Below are 18,768 nucleotides of genomic sequence, written 5' to 3' on the forward strand. Positions count from 1 at the left end.
AGAAAGATGTCTAAAGTGGTTATCAGTGTTGAAAAATTAAGTAAAAAGTACAGATTAGGAGTAATCGGTACCGGTAGATTGAAGGATGACCTGAATTTGTGGTGGGCAAAAATAAGAGGCAAAGAAAACCCTTATTCCATTGTTGATTCAGGAAATTCAGGATCATTTGATCAAACAGAATTTTGGGCTTTGAAAGATTTATCTTTTGAAGTGAAAGAGGGAGAGGTTTTGGGAATCATCGGGAAAAACGGTGCAGGAAAATCCACTTTATTGAAACTGTTGTCAAGAGTCACTACCCCCACCACAGGGGAAATAAAATTAAAAGGTAGAATAGCGAGTCTCTTGGAAGTTGGGACTGGTTTTCACCCTGAATTGACTGGACGTGAAAATATTTTTTTGAATGGGGCAATTTTGGGAATGACCAAAGCCGAAATCCGAAGCAAATTGGATGAGATCATTACCTTCTCAGGTGTGGAAGTACATATTGATACCCCGGTAAAGCGATACAGCAGCGGTATGTATGTGAGATTGGCATTCGCAGTGGCAGCGCATTTGGAGCCGGAAATTTTGATTGTGGACGAGGTACTTGCAGTTGGAGATGCGGATTTTCAAAAGAAATGCATCGGAAAAATGGGGCAGGTAGCAAAAGAAGGCCGGACCATTCTTTTTGTAAGCCACAATATGGGGGCTGTTCAGGCGCTGTGTACCCGGGCAATCATGCTCCAATCAGGCAAATTATTTTATGAGGGAACTACAAGAGATACCATTTCAAAGTATAGCCATATGGCTTTTGATGGGACTAAGGCAATAAAAAGTTGGTCAGATCCTGCTCAGGCACCAGGTAACTTTGGAGTCAAATTGTTGTCAGTGAAGGTTTTGGATAATATGGACAATATCCGAAACATCCTCTCTGACAATGAAGAGTTCTATATTGAAATGGAATTTATGGTCAATAATGGGGGGAATTCATTGACAAGTAACCTCCAATTGTTTACTGAAGGAGGTGTTTTTGTCCTTTCAGCGGGAAATTGGTCTTCTACCACTTTGAATGTAGATCCTTATTCCAATCAAACTTTTCAAAAAGGGATTTACCGTTCAACGGTGAAGTTTCCTTCCTATTTTTTCAATGAAGGTGGATATTATATCAATGCCATCATCAACAGGGAAGCCATGACCCCCATTGTATATGTGGAGGAAGCGGTGACATTTACGATCTTTGATTCAGGAGATATGCGTAAAGAATACACAGATTTTGTAGGCGGGGTCGTAAGACCCAAATTTGAATGGGAAACTGTTCAAGTGGAAAATTCACTTCCAGAAATGAAAAAATATTGAGCATAATGGAAACGAGTCAAAAATTATCAAAAATTGAATCTGAGCCCTACTCAGATCGGCCATTGATATCTGTGGTTACTTGTTTTTTGAATGTGGAGGAATTTTTGGAGGAGTCTATAAAAAGTGTTATAGCGCAAAAATACAAGAATTGGGAGTTGCTATTGGTAGATGATGGTTCCACTGACAAAAGCACTGAAATAGCAAAGTCATTTTCTTCTCAGTATCCCAACATATTATATCATGAGCATAAAGGGCATCTCAATCACGGTCTAAGTGAAAGCAGAATACTAGCTTTGGAACATGCAAAAGGAGAAATCATTTCTTTTCTTGACGGAGATGACATTTGGACTCCGGATTTTTTGTTGGAAGCAGTGAAGGAAAAGCAGGAAAATAGCGTGCCTGTTTATTGTGAAGCTACAAAATATTGGTTTAGTTGGAAATTCCCTGATAGGGAAGATGCTGTCAGTCAGGTTGGAACAGAAGGAAATAGAACTTACAGCCCGCCCGAATTGATTTATCGTCTTTATCCTTTAGCAACAGGTTCTTCCCCTGCAATTTGTTCGATTTTGGTAGATAAATATACTTTGGAAAAACATGGAGGATTCAATGCTGCCTTTAAAGGCATGTATGAAGATCAGGTTCTTTTGACCAAGTTGTATTTAAATGAAAACATTTACATATCTACTGTTTGTAACAACATCTATAGGCAAAGACATGATTCGTTGGTGTATACAGCAAGGTCCCGAGGTACCTACCTTAAGGATAGAAAATTCTTCTTGGACTGGTTTGAGGAATATGTACAAAGCATCAAGAATACAGATAAGAAACTCAAAAAGATGTTAAACCATGCACTTTTTCCATTTCGATACCCCAAGGTTTATTATTTAAAAGAAGTTTTTCCCGGAAAAGTCCAAAGAAAATTGAAAAAGCTTTTCAGATGATAAATTGATTTACGTTGTTTTATTGATGGTTAATAAATCACTTGATTAATTTTTAAAAATTAAGAGGATCCTCAAAATATGATATCTTCCCCTGATTCACTTTTAGTTTCTGTGGTCATTCCATGTTTTAATCATGGAAAATTCCTTGCGGAGTCCATCAATAGTGTTTTGGATCAAACATATAGTCCTATCGAAATCATTGTGGTCAACGATGGGTCTACAGACAATACCAAGGAAGTTGCAGGTGCATTCCCAATGGTTAAATATGTCTATCAAGAAAATCAGGGATTATCAGCCGCAAGAAATGCCGGAATAAAAAATAGTGAGGGGGAATTTTTGGTTTTTTTGGACGCGGATGACCTTTTGTTGAAAGATGCCATTGATTTCAACCAACGTTTATTGCTTGATGACATTAGCTTGGCTTTTGTATCAGGTGGCTATAATTTGGAAACAGCTGATTATGAAATCATTCCAAAACAAAGGATCATTGATACAAATAATGCCTATCTCCTATTATTAGAAAGGAACTACATTGAAATGCATGGCACAGTCATGTACAGGAGGTGGGTTTTTGAAGAATTTTTATTTGACACCAGTCTAAAAGCTTGTGAAGATTATGATCTTTATCTCAAGATTGCTAGGAACCATCCAGTTGCGCATCATTCTAAAATTTTGACTGTTTACAGGATGCATGGCAACAACATGTCCGGTAATCCAAAACTGATGTTGGATTCTGTATTGGAAGTTTTGAGGAGACAGAAAAAAGTTTTAAAATCCAAGGAAGAAGCTGAATCCTTAAAAAGAGGGATTGAATTTTTTGAAAAATATTATGTCAACAAACTGATAAAGAAAGTTAAAACTTCGGGTAATTCTGTTGATAAACCATCTCTTCGTATGTTATGGAAATACAACAAAAAGTTTTCTGTAAAAATTTTTATAAGGAAAATAATAAACAGAATCATCACAATCCCTTGGGTGGAAGATAATGTTCCGGATTCGCTTAAAAAAAGGTTTTTTAGATTAGGCTTTTATAAAAATTATTTTCCTCCTGTAACCAAGGTGGATTTTGGTGACCTTTATCGCGTAAAGCCTTTTAGTAAAGAATTCGGGGATGATAGGGGAGGGGCGATAGACCGGTATTATGTAGAAAAGTTTTTGGCTAAAAATTCCCAAAGTATATATGGGAAAGTCCTTGAGGTTGCGGACAATGCCTATACGTTAGGTTTTGGAAGAGAAAAGGTAACTTTCAGTGAAATATTGGACATCGAATCTAATAACCCAAAAGCTACATTGGTTGCGGATTTAAGAAATGCACCACATATTCCAAACGATACCTATGATTGTATCATCCTCACACAAATGCTTCATTTTGTGTATGAATACCAGGATGTAATCAATACCTGTTACAGGATTTTAAAGCCCGGTGGAATATTATTGTTGACTGTTCCCGGGATTTCACCTATTGATTACGATGATTGGGAGCATTATTGGCATTGGTCATTTACCAAGAGGGTAATTGAAAAAATATTGAGTGAAATATTTGATAAAAATAAAATAGAAGTTTCTTCATATGGGAACGTTTTTTCAGCAGCTTCTTTTTTGTTTGGAGTGGGCCTTCCTGAGGTGAAAAAAGACATGTTGGATTACAATGATCCTCATGTGCAGGTAATTGTTTCAGCTAAAGCAAAAAAATAACTTATGATAAAACGCAAATTAAATAGGTTACAAAAAGAGGCCAAAGTATTTTTCAAGGTTTGGAAAAGGACGCTCGTTTTGATGTATCATAGGGTGGAAGAGACAAGTATCGACCCTTGGAAATTGTCTGTGACTCCCGAAAATTTTGAGGGCCAACTTAAGTATATGAAAAGTACAGGGTTGGTTAAACCCATGAAGGAATTGGTTAGCCAATTTTATTCAAAAAAAGAATTAAAGCCTGCAATCGTTATCACCTTTGACGATGGTTATGAGGATAATTATCTAAATGCCAAACCACTATTGGAAAAATATGGTTTACCCGCCACATTTTTTATAACCAATAAGCACATAGGGGAACAAAAAGAATTTTGGTGGGATGAATTGGCACATCTGACATTAGAAGAACTTATTTTACCCGAAAGAATAGAATTTCAATGCATGGATAAATTTTTTCAATTTGAGTTAAAGGATGAGGCAATTCTTCATAAGGATTTATTACAACTCAATAAAGGTTGGGATGGATTAAACAAGGCACCGACTTTAAGGGCTGAATTGTACTTGCAACTTTGGAAAATGATGAGTCCAATGACCTACGAGGATCAACAGACTGTACTGGAAAAATTCCGAAATTGTATTGGTGTATTGGCACATAAAAAAATGACCAATTATTGCATGTCTGAAAGTCAACTTGCGTCTTTAGCCGAAAATAGCCTTTTTACAATTGGTGGACATACAAACAGCCACCCGCTATTACCTGCACATTCTTTAGCATATCAGGAAAATGAAATTCGTTTGAACAAATCTTATCTTCAAAAATATATCAATTACAACATCAATACCTTTGCTTATCCCTCAGGAAAAAGTAATGAAGATACCGTTAAGGCATTAAAAGGATTAGGTTTTGAAATGGCTTTTAATACGGTTAGAAGAAGAGTAGAACCTGAAAATGATCCTTTCCAAATTGGTAGGGTTCAGGTAATGGATTGGAATGAAAAGGAATTTGGGAAAAGATTAGGATACATGTTGATTTGATTTGCAAAATGAAAACTCCGAGAAACCATACTTTCAGGGCTTTCTAAAATACTGTAATCTAAGGAAATGAATATGTTTAATGTTTAGAAAAGGTAAAATTGACTTTGGTTCTTTGATATTTTTCATCAAATTCATTTAAATTTGAATAGTAAGAAGGTTAAATTATGAAATACATAATATTTTATTTGAAATACATTTTTTATATTTCAAAAAATATTTACTTTTGCTTCCGATAAATCGCTCTAAGTTTATATCTATTCGCAATCAATTTTCAAATCATTATGAAGCTTAAAATCAGCCATTCAGTAATTCTTTTATTTTTAGTCTTATCTGTAAGTTGTATCTCAAATAAGAGGGTGGTGTACATGCAGAATTTACCCAAAGGTGAATCTTTGGTTAAATTGGGCGAGATGGTTCCTGCCAAGTTTGAAGAATACCTCTTACAATACAATGATGTGATCGAAGTCAATATCAAAACATCAGACCCCCTTCTTAATTCTATGTTAGACATCAATGTGCTTGCTGCCAATAGCAACAGGATGATGATGGGCGGAGGTATTATGTCAGGAGGAGATATTTTCTATTTGAGTGGTTATACCTTGGATGACAATGGATTTGTCGACATGCCGGTATTGGGCAAGCTGAAATTAGTTGGCATGAATTTGGAAACAGCGAAAATTGCTGTAGAGAATGAACTCAAAAAATATGTGCGGGATGACGATTACTTCGTAAGGGTGAGATTAGGCGGAATCAGATTCAGCGCATTGGGAGAATTTTCCCGCCCCGGTAAATATACAGTTTTACAAAATAGGGTCACCATTTTTGAAGCGATTGCAACCGCCGGTGACTTAACTGTAGTAGCCAAAAGAGATAATATCATGCTTATCCGGCAATACCCTGAGGGTTCTAAGGCGCACAGGCTAAATTTGAACAACAAAGAAATCATGAATTCCGAATTTTATTTTGTCAGACCCAATGACATGATCTATGCAGAACCCATGAAAGTTCGGGAGTTGGGTACTGGTACCACACTTTTACAGACCATTCAGGTCCTTGCAAGCTTAGCCACACTGGCCTTATTGGTATACACTACTACCAACCAAAATTAAATTAGTCATAAAAATCAATCATATTAACATGGAAAACAGTTTTAAGACTGAAGAACAATCAGAGGTATTTGATCCCATTAAGTTTTTACTGAAATACGTAAAGTTTACTCCATATATTATACTTTCCATCATTATTGCTTTGGTTATCGCTTTTTTTATTAATAAATCTACTCCGCCAATTTATGTTGCTAGTAGTAAGTTTTATATTAATCAAGAAGTAGGGAACAATGGAGTACTAAACCTTACTGGTCTTTCAAAGGTAGTTGTATCAGGGGGAATTGAACAGGAAATGGCAAACCAATCCGTGTTTCTTAAATCCCGATCTGTGGCAGAAAAAACCTTGGAAAGACTCGATTTTAATGTGGATTATTTTGAACCAGGTATTTTTACTGATACTGAGTTGTATAAAAGTTCTCCGATATATGTACAGGTTGATTGGAGTCATTCCCAAGTGACAGGCGGTAAAATCAAAATTTCATGGACTGATACAAAGAATTTTTCTGTTAGCTTCCCTGATGGACTTTATAATAAATTCATTCCCGGATCAGCAAGTGAGGAGTTATTGTTAGAAGAAGGGTCTGTGGGTACATTTAAATTTGGGGAAAATCTTGAATTACCTTATTTGAAATTGAAAGTCTCATTGGTCCAAAACATAATGGAAGGTGAGATTTTGATCGGTTTAAATACTAAAGGATCTTTGATTTCAAAATACACCGGTGAGGATCTTCAAGTATTTCCTTTTGACAATGTGGCATCCGTATTGGGTCTTTCAATTAGTAGCTATCATCCCCAAAAAGGGGCAGATTATTTGGATGCTTTGATGGAGGTATATTTGGAGATGGAATTGGAGGAGAAAAATAGGATGGCTAGGAATACAGTTGAATTTATTGACAGCCAAATTTCAGGGGTATCTGATTCTTTGAGCTTTTTCGAAACCAACTTACAATCCTTCAGAAGTGGAAATAAGACATATAATATTGATATGGAAAGCAATACGGTTTATCAAGAGCTAACTAGGCTTGAAGGTGAGCTTTCCCAAGAAAAATTCAATAAAGAGTATTTTGAGAATTTGAAGAATTATTTGGCAAGAGAAAGTTATGAACAGATAATTGCTCCATCCGCACTTGGTATAGGAGATTCTAATTTGAATTCCTTGATCAACAGTTTGATTGCTTTGCAACAAGAGCGTGCTACTTTGCTTTTTACCCAAACCGAGGCCTCTCCAAGAGTGAGGGAACTGAACAGGAAAATTCAAGATACAAGCAGTTCATTGTCAGAGGTCTTGAGGAGTTTATCGAACAATACCCAATTCAAGATAAATGATCTGGAATCTAGGATGGGTAAGATGGAAAATCAATTTAGAAGGTTGCCTTCTACTGAACAGAATTTGATTAAGCTGGAAAGAGGCAGGGAATTAAATGAAACCATTTTCACTTTTCTACAACAAAGGAGGGCAGAAGCTGCCATTTCGATGGCATCCAATTCTACAAGCAATAAAATTGTGGAATATGCCCAAGCAAGTTATACGCCTATTAAGGTCCGTGAAAAATTCATATATATTGTATTTTTTGGATTGGGTTTTATTATTCCGGTGGTTATAATCGGATTGGTAGTGATTTTGGATAATAGGATAAAGGACTCAAAAGAGTTAGAGAGTAAATTGATGATGCCATTACTTGGGAAAATTCCGCAAAATAAGCTTCAGTCCGTGCTGTCGGTTGTGGAAGAACCCAGGTCAGCCATTGCGGAATCATTCAGGGCGTTGAAAACCAATATCAGTTTTGTTGTTCCTTTGGATAAACAATTGACGATAGCAGTTTCCTCTACCTTGTCAGGAGAAGGAAAAACCTTTACTGCTATCAATTTAGCTTCAATTTATTCAATGAATAACAAGAAAACGATTCTAATCAGTTGTGACATGTTTAAACCAAGTTCATTTAAGGAATTTGGTTTGACCAGTAAAATAGGATTATCGAATTATCTGAGTCAGCAAGTAAACTCTGTTTTTGAAATCATTCAAAATACTAAGTATCCTCTTTTTGATATCATAACTGCAGGTGCTATTCCACCAAATCCATCAGATCTTTTGGCCTCTGAAAGGTTTGGTAATTTAGTTAAGGAGCTCAAGAAAGTATATGATGTGATTGTGTTGGATACTCCTCCTGTGGGTTTGATCAGTCAGTCCTTTGAAATCATCAAGTATGTTGACCTTATAACTTATGTGATGCGTTATAATTTCAGCGAAAAATCCTTTATTGATGAAGTCAATGATATTAAGATAAAAAAAGGGATACACCATATTTATGCCATATTAAATGATGTCCCTTCCAAGGAATTGACTTATAAAGGGTATAATTATGGGTATTATGAAGAAAGTAAGCCAAAAAAATCATTAGGAAAAAAATTATTTTCTAAGAAGAATGCTGCAATATAAAATAGAATTTAAGAAATTAAAATGTTACATGTGTAGTTGAGTGAATCTTAAAGGTGGCTATTGACTAAATTAAATTTTATTACCCATAAAACCTTATTTTCTGAATTTGATATTCATTCTTGCATATAAAATTTGGAATGTCAGATTTTATTTAGAATTGATGTCAGTTAGAAAGTTTTTATCTTAAAGTTATAAAAATCTTTAATTAAAAGTCGATTTTGGGTATTTTATAAAACCAAAATAAGTAAATTGAATGAAACTTTATTTTCAATTAATTGACTTCCTTATCCCTTTATTTGCCATTTATTTGGTATTTAGGAAGGGTAGCTTGTCCATAGTTTATGTGCCTTTTTTATATTTTGCCATGGTTTCCATGGAAAAAAGTAATTTTGTAGCCTTATATAATGTTTTGTTTGTTGGCCTTTTATTTTACTATGTAATTTTCAATTTGCCATTTGTAAAAAGAAATATTTTTTCAATTATTCTGTTTTTTTACTATTTTGTTCTATTGGCGGATACTCCTGATTTTAAAGAGATTAAAAATGATATAATCAATACTGCCTGGATATTCCTTTGTATCCCTTTGATTCCTGAGGTTTTAAAAAACTATTCAAGGGAAGAACTTTTTGAAGAACTCAGCCAATCTGCATTTTTGATTATGGCTTTGTATGTTTTTAATGCTTTGATATCAACAGCTTTAGGTTATTATCCTGAGGGTAGGGGCTATGGTTTTACTTCAGGAATTTCATTTGGAAATCTTGCCTTAAATATTTATAATGTATTGCCTTTGGCAATTTATATTATCCTTCGAAAAGGATTCAGAGACAAGAATATTTGGTATTTAGCTCTTTATCTGGTCAGTATTTTTTTAGTTTTTCTTACTTTGAGAAGGACAATTATGGTTATGTCCGTCGTTGCCACTTTATTTTTAATGTTTGAATTGTTGAATTTCAAACAATTGAAAGAGTTTATTTTGTATGGTTTTATTATTTCTGTTGTTGGCACTGTTGTTGTTTTGAATACCGGTTTTGTGGATGAAATCACTAAAAGGGCTAAAGAACGAAATTTGGAAGATAGGGATCTCGAAGGAGAAGCTAGATACCTTGAATATGGATTAATTTATAAAGATCTTTTTGTCTACTATGAATATAGCCCTTGGTTTGGATATGGTCCTTTCGAGAGTGGGGGAAATTATGGGAAAGGAATATTTGGGGAACGTGTATTGCATACCGAGTTTGCTCATTATGTACATGCAAGCGGATTTTTAGGATTGACGCTATATATCCTTATGGTCAGCTTAGCCTTTCTTTCCATTTGGAGAAAAAAATTAACCCGAGAAGATAAATTTCAATTCTTTTTCTTGCTCTTTTATTTTTCAGCTCATTTCCTGCTCGGATGGTCTAGAAATTTGATTCCTGCTGTCATGTTTTTCTCCATTTTGAATCTACCAATGGCTAGAATAAATTCTAGAAGCATTGGGAATACCAAGGTTTCAAAGGGAGTATTAGTTTTTAAATAAAAATTTATTTGTATTAATTCCATTGTTTCAAAATGACAGATTTTTTCTTTTGCTAAAGATTCAATATTTCCCTTTAGCAAAATGAAATTTTTGTCTCAATGGGTATGACTATGAAGACAGATTTTTTTGAAATTTTTAGATCCTTGAAAGAAATATCTTGATGTTTTATAATTTCTATTTCATAAAGTATTTACAACGTTGAAAATTCAACAACCCGAAAAAGTGCTTTAATGAATTAATAAATTTAAACTTCCTTCAGATTTTGATTATAATTTTTTGGAATGTGCCTTAATCATAAAATCATCCCTATCTGAAGCAGACAGGGATGATTGGTAAAATTATCAGCAAAAGTTTACCTCCTAAACAGGAGCCTTCTTTTGCAAATGAAGCCTGAGTGCATTCAGGTCCTTGGACATAGTCTGCATGGCGGCTTCCATCAATTGGTACCTTGTCTGCACCTCATGGAGGTTTTGTTGCAGTGCCCTGAAGTCCTGCAGGAGGAACTTCAGCAGATAGGCAATAACGGATAGCATCAATGAAATTACGCCTCCTGCCCCAGCAAGGTATTCTGCCGATTCAATTTCCATAGGTTCTGTTTTGAAGGTTTAACATCACTGTAAATCTCCAGCCATACCTCCTCCCCTACACCCATACATTGTGACAGGCGATCTGTCAGCCTCATGCATGCAAGCTTCCTGAATTTTGGTATGCTTTCTTTGAAACAGGTGACCGGGACAATGCAGTCATTGGCGTCTGTTGCCGAAGTAGCCCTGATTTCGATACGCCTGCAATCGACTTCAAAGTAGAGGTACCAACCGCTGTCTTCGTCGTAGTCGCAATCCAATCTGTAAATTCCTTCCGGACAGGGGATGCTTTCTGAATGAATCGAAGGTTCAAGGGTTTTACAAAGCAGCTTATTAGTGAGGGAAATAGATCCCAAGGTTAAGTGCTTTTTATACTCCCTTTTCAAGAGCAGCTTCATGGCCTTAGGCTTTTTCAACTGTGATGAAAGCAGCGGCATTGTGCGCCCCGTTGTTCATTACATATTGCTGCCCGTTAACTATCTGCAGGAACTCAATCCCAAAGATGAACAGCTTGTTTGGCTCGGGCAGGCCTGCTTTAGGGATATTCAGGGTAATGGGGGCAGTCAGCTGCTCAATCGGATTTTCCGAACCGGTTTCCAAGAGAAAGTTTTTCGTCCCTGTGGTCAGGTCAAATGATGCACCGGCTGCCATTAACCTGAAATGTGTTGCTCCCTGTGGGATGACAAGGTAGTCAGCCGGTAAGAAAGCAGGAAGGGCGCAGGTCCAGTCCGTAGGTGTATTGGTCACCGTAATTTCCGTCCTGATCGTGCCAGACAAAATTGCATTGGCATTCAGTTCAAAACCTTGGAGCAGGTTCCAATCACCTTCTGCGACAACCCTCTGACCCCGACCGTTAACAGGATCTGTTCTGAGAACTTTCATCATCTGCCTTACCATTCTTTGGTAAAGCTTGGGATCAGCTATTCTGATGATGGCTGGTCGGATGGTATCCTGGACCAATTTGACAGTCCTGATATTCTCGGTGAATTCCTTCAGGTTTTCCCTGGTCCTTGCATACTTGGGATCGTTCATGATCCTGTCTTTGGAGACGCCTCCTTTTTCCCTGGCCATGTGGCCGTCCTTGGTTTTGTAGAAAGACAATCCGCCTACGTTACCGTTGAGTGTGATGATACTTGTTTGCTTTGCCATTTTTGATGTGGTTTATGTGAAACATGGTCAAATTTGGGAAGGCCAGTGAAGGAATAAAAAACAATCTGCGGATCCTGCGGATTTTGCGGATTTTGCGGAAAAGTACCGTTTCTGCGGATTCTGCGGAAAAGTACTGATTCTGCGGATTCTGCGGTTTTTGTATCAAATAGTCCATAGCGGTATCCGTGTAGGTATTGGATTAGTCTTTAGCAGTAAGCAGTCGCAGTAGGCAGTGCCTAGTCCACAGACCACAGTCGATAGTCCACAGCGGCAACTATATAGGTATTGAATTAGGCTTAAGCAGTAGGCAGTGACAGTGGGCAGTCGCAGGGGGTAGTGTTTAGTCTCAGTAAGCAGTGGGCAGTGCTTAGTCAACGGACCACAGTCCATAGTCGACGGCGGATTCAAGGTAAGTAATAGGTTTGTAGTGTAGAGAAGGAAGTAATCAGTTGGAAATGCGGAAAGTCGACCGACAACAGTCAACAGTCCATGGCGAATTCTGGGTATTTTGACGAGTGCTTGAAACAGTAGGCAGTCTCAGTGGGCAGTAGGCAGTCGCAGCAGGTAGTTTTCAGTCTCAGTATGGAGTGAAAAATCTAAAATATCAAAGTAACACAGGCTGAACTATTTATCTTGGAAAAGTACAAGTGTAAAAAATATTGGAATAATTATATGGTTTCTTGGAAATTGGTCAAAAGTTAACGAATGGTGGGGGAGGGTATAACGGGTCCCTAGGAGAAGGATAGGGGAAGTATAGGGGAAAGTGGGGTAAAAATGCCGATTTTAGGAAAATAAATATGATTATTTATAAAATAATTGATTTTTTAGAAGGTAGTCGGTATTGAATTTTTTATAGAATTTTGAGGTAAGGAAGTCGGGAAGAAAGGAGGAAAAAGTTGTAATTGTTGTAGTGGTTGTAATAGTTCTAATTGTTGTCGGGTTGTTAGGTTATCAGCTGTGCGTTATCATGTTCTCAGAATTGTCGAGAAACGAGACTGTTTGAACCCAGTCTTGAATCATGCACCTTGGTTCTTTTGTCTTGCTGCACCATAACCGGGATGAGAATTTATAACCACAGATTTAAATGATTTCCACAGATTTTTTACCATATAGGGTCATAGAGAACATAAGGGGAATTGGTTGTCTAGTTTTCTTCTTTGTGTTGTCTGGTTCGGGAAGTTGGAGTGTGGTATTAATCATAGTCACTATACTCGCTGGAGCTTTTAAGGTTGAAAGGGTTGTAATTTCTGTTCTTATTGATGTTGGGTTTATAAAGTTGTGATGATCGTCTTCAATCTTGATCCTGTCCCCAATAGTTGGAAAATGGGTTTTTAAGATGGTTAGAAATTTAAACGTCTTTCAAACAAAATCATAGATTGGTTTAAAATTATACCCTAACCTATTTTTTAATCAATAACATATAGATTATCAATCAGGACAGGTTCCCCAAATGGGTTTATATTCTTCTATAAGCGGACTTTCTATAGAAAAACCTGAAGGTTCAATTAGAATATTTTCCACACACCACTCGCTTAAATTCTGATTAAAAGATTTAGCATCACCAAATAAATCAACCATACTTTGCACTTTACTTACATCCCAATTACCAATTGGCTGGTTAAATTTTTTGGCAGAGGTAAACATTCCCGAAATCTGGGTTACGTTTCTAATATCCCAATCCCCAATAGGTTGATTAAAATTTGTATTAGAAAACATTGCGACCATAGTTGTAACATTTTCCACATTCCAGTTTTCTAAAGGTTGATTAAATGAATCCGCCATAGAGAACATACTATTCATATTATTAACCCCACCAACATCCCAAACCCCAATAGGTTGGTTAAACCGACCACTCAATTCAAACATTTGAGACATATCCGTCACTTTACTCACATTCCAGTTACCTATGGGTTGGTTGAAACTATTATTTCTTCGAAACATACCTGCCATTGTTGTGACATTACTGACATCCCAGTTTCCTATTGGGTGGTTGAATGTTGTTTCACTAAACATACCCCTCATATCTGTTACATTACTTACATCCCAATCACCGATGGGACCAGGATTACTATATAATGCGAACATTCCTCTCATGGTGGTAACATTACTTACATCCCAAATCCCAATATTTTGGTTGAAACTTTCAGTACCTCTAAACATACCTGCCATATTGGTAACATTACTCACATCCCATTTCTCTAATGGTTGATTGAAGGAGTCGTTCCACATAAACATTCCTTCCATATTCGTAACATTGGTAACATCCCAAAAAGATACTATTCCCTTGATTCCAAATTCACTTCCTTGAAGCATGTTACTCATATCAATCACCAAAGAAGTACAGAGGCAAGTAAGGTCAGCCCCTCCGTCCCTTCTTTGGATCAATAAGGCCCTGTCAACAGCTTCATAGGTTTTTCCGTTTACCTCGCCTTTGTCACCGGGTGATGCCTGAGGACATTTTATCGTACCATTTTCTTCAAAGAATACCGATGATCCAATGATGATTTCTTCATCAACCAGTTCAAAGGGATCAATTGAAAGATCAATAATATTTGCTGTTCCCTCCCCTCGCTTAAGCACAAAGTTGTAGTGCACATTAGCGCCAACACTGATTTTTTTTGTAATTGTGCCTCCAAATGTGGATTCAATTATTTTTAGGGTAGTACTGGTCCCTCCCTTGACATATTTGTAATAATGAGTCCCATTATCACAGATAGTAAGGTTTGCTTCGATATTGCCTTCAGAGACCGTTGCTTCTTCCAAAAATTCGTTTTTCACTGATATCAACCCATAATCTGTTTTTCCTACAAGACTGATTTCTTGGCTTTGACTATTGAGAATAAATCCACCTTTTGCCTCAAAAGGCAAAAAGTCAGAAAAAATACCTGCTCCTACTTTAGTATAGAACTCGTAAGCCCCAAAAGGAAGTGATATTGTATAAGGTTTAGAGAAATCATTGGGGTTATATTCCAGAATATATTCCTCATCGGTAACCTTATTGATAAAAACAATTTTCGCCGAATTCGGGAAAATATGAAGCCAAGGGGAAGCAGCTGCTAGGCGGCTACCTTCTGTACCCATCGGGGCAAATTCAAGGCTGATACCTCCAAATCGGACGTTACCTTCCAAAATTGGCAAATCACTGTCTTCCTGCTGACAGGATAGCAAACAAACCATAGTGAAGGATAACAATAACGAGAAAAGATTAACGGTCTTTTTCATAGAATAATTTTTTAAAAAGATTAGTGTAGATAAAATTAATCAGGGCAGGTTCCCCATAATGGTTTGTTGGATTCCGAAAGGGAACCGGTTATCGAAAAGTTATCTGGTTCTGTTGCAATTTTCTGCACACACCATTTGGTTAAATCTTGGTTGAAATTTGATCCAAAGAACATCCTTGCCAAATTTGACACATTACTAACATCCCAATTCCCTATCGGTTGATTGAATATGTTTGGACTGGCGGGAGCACCTATACTCATAAACATAGAAGCCATAGAAGTTACTTTGCTTACATTCCAATTGCCAATTGGTTGATTGAAATTTTTATTATCATAAAACATCGCTTCCATGTTTGTCACACTGCTTACATCCCAGTTTCCAATAGGTTGATTAAAAAGTGACTCAGCAAACATTGCGCTCATATCCGTAACATTGCTTACATCCCAATCACCGATTGGTCGGTTGAAGTTTGATAAACCGAACATGGCGGACATATTTTGAACATTACTTACATCCCAATTTCCTATATCTTGATTAAAGCTTAAAGTTTCACTGAACATAGTTCTCATATTGATAACATTACTTACATCCCAATTGCCAATAGGTTGATTGAAACTGTAAGCATGACCAAACATTCGTTCCATATTTGTCACTTTTGAAACATCCCAATTTCCAATAGGTTGATTGAAATATTCTGCACCATAAAACATTTTTTCCATTGTGACAACTCTGCTAACATCCCAACTCGAAAAATTCTGGTTGAAATCTAGAATCTCCTCACCATCTGTTATTTTTAAAACTAACTCGCTCATATCCGTCACCAAAGAGGTACAAACACAAGATAGGTCAGCTCCTTCATTCCCTCTAATAATTAATAATGACCTATCAACTGCTTCATAAACTTTTCCATTTACTTCTCCTTTATCCCCAGGTGATGCTTGTGGGCATTTTATAGTACCGTTTTCTTCAAAAAATACTGGAGATCCAATGATGATTTCTTCATCAACCAGTTCAAAGGGATCAATTGAAAGATCAATAATATTAGCTGTTCCTTCCCCTCGTTTAAGCACAAAGTTGTAGTGCACATTAGCACCAACATTGATTTTTTTAATTATTGTGCCCCCAAACGTTGATTCAATGATTTTTAGTGTCGTACTGGTCCCACCCTTGACATATTTGTAAAAATGAGTCTCATTTTCACAGATAGTAAGGTCTGCTTCGACATTGCCATTAGAGACCGTTGATTCTTCCAAAAATTCGTTTTTCACTGATATTAACCCATAATCTGTTTTTCCTACAAGACTTATTTCTAGGCTTTGACTATTGAGAATAAATTCACCTTTTGCCTCAAAAGGCAAAAAGTCAGAAAAAATACCTGCTTCTACTTTAGTATAGAACTCGTAAGCCCCAAAAGGAAGTGATATTGTATAAGGTGTAGAGAAATCATTGGGGTTATATTCCAGAATGTATTCCTCATTGGTAACCTTATTGGTAAAAAAAATATTGGCTGAATTAGGGAATATATGGATCCAAGGAGAAATCCCCTCCATACGATTTCCTGAAGTTCCTATCGGTGCAAATTCAAGGCTGATACCTCCAAATCGGACGTTACCTTCCCAAATTGACAAATCACTGTCTTCCTGCTGGCAGGATAGCATACAAACCATAGTGAAGGGTAACAATAACGAGAAAAGTTTAATAGTCTTTTTCATTGATATATTTTTAAAAAGATTAGTGTTGATAAAATTAATCAGGGCAGGTACCCCAAACTGGTTCGTATTCCTCATTAAGAGGACTTCCAATCGAAAATCCTTCTAGGTTAGTCTTAATATTATCAACACACCAATTGCTTATATTTTGGTTAAACATTGCTGCGTAATAAAACATTTGGTCCATTAATAAAACCTTCCCGACATCCCAATTATTTAAAGGTTGATTGAAAAACATGGCATCTGAAAACATTCCAGTCATATTTTCAACATTGCTCACGTCCCAATTATTAATTGGATTATTGAACGCAGAATTACTAAATAAATATCTCATGTTTGTTACATTTGAAACATCCCAATTATCCAATGGTTGATTAAATTTAGTGGTGTGCATTAACATTATCTCCATATTGGTGACATTACTAACATTCCAATTACCAATTGGCTGATTAAATGAAAATGCCTCTGCAAACATTCTGCTCATATCTGTTACCTTTCCTACATCCCAATTTTCCAATGAATAATTCATTTCTGTGGCATAAAACATACCTGACATGTTTTCTACATTACTGACATCCCATTCACCTAATGGTTGATTAAACTCATAGGCAGCAAAAAACATTGACTCCATGCTTTTAACATTACTTACATTCCACATACCTATGTTTTGATTAAAACTTGAGAACTGAAACATGTTATTCATATCAGTTACTTGGCTTACATCCCAAGACCCTATAGTCTGATTAAAAAAATAATGTTGATTTACAGTTCCTTGAAACATCCCATTCATATCCGTCACTAAAGATGTACAGACACAAGACAAGTCCGCTCCTTCATCCCTTCTTTCGATCAATAAAGCCCTGTCGACAGCTTCGTAGGTTTTTCCATTGACAACCCCTTTTGCACCAGGGTAAGATTGTGGACATTTGATTGTTCCGTTTTCTTCAAAAAATTCCGATAAACCAAATGGGATATCTTCGTCAACCAGTTCAAATGGGTCAATAGCAAGTTCAGTAATGGTTGGCCGGCCTTCAGTCAGTTTCAGTACGAAATTGTAATGTGTATTTGCTTTTACATTGATTTCCTTGGTAATAGATGATCCAAGAATAGATTCAGTAATTTTTAAAAAAGCAACTATTCCTCCCTTTACATATTTATGTTGGTATTTCCTTTCATCTGCAAGGGCCAGAGCTTCTTTATTATCACCATAAGAAATAGTTGCCTCGGATAACAATTCATCCTTAACAGTCACCAATCCATAATCTGTTTTACCCTTAAGATTGATTGTCATTATTTCACTATTGAGAATAAACTCACCTTTGGCCTCAAAGGGTAAAAAGTCAGAAAATATTCCTGATTCCAATTTTGAAGAGTATTCATATGCTCCAAATGGAAGCAAGATTGAATATGGTGCAGAGAAATCAATGGGGTTGTATTCAAGTACGAACTTCTGATTTGTAGCTTTATTGGTAAAAACTATTTCCACCCGATTAGGGAAAATATGAATCCAAGGCGAGGTAGCATTAAGGCGACTACCTTCCGTATCCATAGGGGCAAACTCAAGGCTGATGCCTCCAAGTTTTACGCTTCCTTCCTTAATTGACAAATCACTGTCTCCCTGCTGACAGGAGGAAACAGTCACCAATAAAATACAAAGAAATACGTAGAATTTTTTGATGGAATTTTCCATGGCTAATTGAAAAGATTAAAAGTGAAAGTCTTAAGTATTAAAAATTTTAAGACCTGATTCTTAAATATAACAAAGTAAACTCAATAAATTGTATTGTATAGTTTGAATTTTGTATTTCATTAAAAAATCTTAATTTTGCGAAACGATGGTTGTTTTATATTTCAGATTGGAGGTAAATTCTTTTTATGGATTCCCTCCCCAAAAAAATTGGTCACAAGGAATACGCTTAAATTGTCAGATAAGTCTCCTTTTTTCTTTATTTTCCTTATTATATTTATTTACCAAAAATTATATCGGATCAAATTAAAATCAGGAAAATCCAAATAAAAACCTTAATTTAGCATAAGCG

13 protein-coding genes are annotated in these 18,768 nt (G+C 36.3%); 7 read left to right on the plus strand and 6 right to left on the minus strand.

The features are described 5' to 3' along the window. Positions 1 to 6 precede the first annotated feature (6 nt). From NK987_RS19560 to NK987_RS19590, 7 genes are all read left to right on the plus strand, one after another. Positions 7 to 1,335 carry an ABC transporter ATP-binding protein gene (locus NK987_RS19560; RefSeq protein ID WP_259265227.1) on the plus strand — a complete coding sequence of 443 codons (1,329 nt, stop codon included), beginning with the start codon at positions 7 to 9 and terminating at the stop codon, positions 1,333 to 1,335. A gap of 5 nt (positions 1,336 to 1,340) precedes the next feature. After that, positions 1,341 to 2,276 (plus strand): glycosyltransferase family 2 protein, encoded by a 936-nt coding sequence (locus tag NK987_RS19565; RefSeq protein ID WP_259265228.1) that lies wholly within the window; start codon positions 1,341 to 1,343, stop codon positions 2,274 to 2,276. A 78-nt stretch (positions 2,277 to 2,354) separates the two neighbouring features. After that, positions 2,355 to 3,971: a glycosyltransferase gene (locus NK987_RS19570; RefSeq protein ID WP_259265229.1), complete on the plus strand. Its 1,617-nt coding sequence runs from the start codon at positions 2,355 to 2,357 to the stop codon at positions 3,969 to 3,971. Positions 3,972 to 3,974: 3 nt separating this feature from the next. Continuing rightward, positions 3,975 to 5,003: a polysaccharide deacetylase family protein gene (locus NK987_RS19575; protein ID WP_259265230.1), complete on the plus strand. Its 1,029-nt coding sequence runs from the start codon at positions 3,975 to 3,977 to the stop codon at positions 5,001 to 5,003. A gap of 365 nt (positions 5,004 to 5,368) precedes the next feature. After that, positions 5,369 to 6,112 (plus strand): polysaccharide biosynthesis/export family protein, encoded by a 744-nt coding sequence (locus NK987_RS19580; protein ID WP_259265231.1) that lies wholly within the window; start codon positions 5,369 to 5,371, stop codon positions 6,110 to 6,112. A gap of 28 nt (positions 6,113 to 6,140) precedes the next feature. After that, positions 6,141 to 8,546 (plus strand): GumC family protein, encoded by a 2,406-nt coding sequence (locus tag NK987_RS19585; protein ID WP_259265232.1) that lies wholly within the window; start codon positions 6,141 to 6,143, stop codon positions 8,544 to 8,546. 253 nt (positions 8,547 to 8,799) lie between these two features. Beyond that, positions 8,800 to 10,065 carry an O-antigen ligase family protein gene (locus NK987_RS19590; RefSeq protein ID WP_259265233.1) on the plus strand — a complete coding sequence of 422 codons (1,266 nt, stop codon included), beginning with the start codon at positions 8,800 to 8,802 and terminating at the stop codon, positions 10,063 to 10,065. A gap of 359 nt (positions 10,066 to 10,424) precedes the next feature. Here the strand turns inward: NK987_RS19590 and NK987_RS19595 are convergent, their stop codons facing one another. The 6 genes from NK987_RS19595 to NK987_RS19620 all read right to left on the minus strand — a co-directional run bounded on the left by NK987_RS19595 (position 10,425) and on the right by NK987_RS19620 (position 18,419). Next, positions 10,425 to 10,652, minus strand: coding sequence for a hypothetical protein (locus tag NK987_RS19595; protein ID WP_259265234.1), 228 nt, complete (start codon positions 10,650 to 10,652; stop codon positions 10,425 to 10,427). Beyond that, positions 10,607 to 11,086: a DUF5675 family protein gene (locus tag NK987_RS21495; protein WP_420841191.1), complete on the minus strand. Its 480-nt coding sequence runs from the start codon at positions 11,084 to 11,086 to the stop codon at positions 10,607 to 10,609. The genes NK987_RS19595 and NK987_RS21495 overlap by 46 nt, the downstream gene beginning before the upstream one ends. Next, the gene (locus NK987_RS19605; protein ID WP_259265236.1) at positions 11,052 to 11,798 is read right to left on the minus strand and encodes a hypothetical protein; all 747 of its coding nucleotides are present in this window, start codon (positions 11,796 to 11,798) and stop codon (positions 11,052 to 11,054) included. The genes NK987_RS21495 and NK987_RS19605 overlap by 35 nt, the downstream gene beginning before the upstream one ends. Positions 11,799 to 13,226: 1,428 nt before the next feature. Then, the gene (locus NK987_RS19610) at positions 13,227 to 15,020 is read right to left on the minus strand and encodes a BspA family leucine-rich repeat surface protein (protein ID WP_259265237.1); all 1,794 of its coding nucleotides are present in this window, start codon (positions 15,018 to 15,020) and stop codon (positions 13,227 to 13,229) included. A 35-nt stretch (positions 15,021 to 15,055) separates the two neighbouring features. Beyond that, on the minus strand, positions 15,056 to 16,732 hold the full coding sequence (locus tag NK987_RS19615) for a BspA family leucine-rich repeat surface protein (protein ID WP_259265238.1): 1,677 nt from the start codon (positions 16,730 to 16,732) through the stop codon (positions 15,056 to 15,058). Positions 16,733 to 16,766: 34 nt separating this feature from the next. Beyond that, positions 16,767 to 18,419, minus strand: a complete 1,653-nt coding sequence (locus tag NK987_RS19620; RefSeq protein WP_259265239.1) for a BspA family leucine-rich repeat surface protein — start codon at positions 18,417 to 18,419, stop codon at positions 16,767 to 16,769. Positions 18,420 to 18,768: the final 349 nt, after the last annotated feature.

It is taken from the genome of Aquiflexum gelatinilyticum, from assembly GCF_024813435.1.
GTDB classification, from domain to species: Bacteria; Bacteroidota; Bacteroidia; order Cytophagales; family Cyclobacteriaceae; genus Cognataquiflexum; species Cognataquiflexum gelatinilyticum.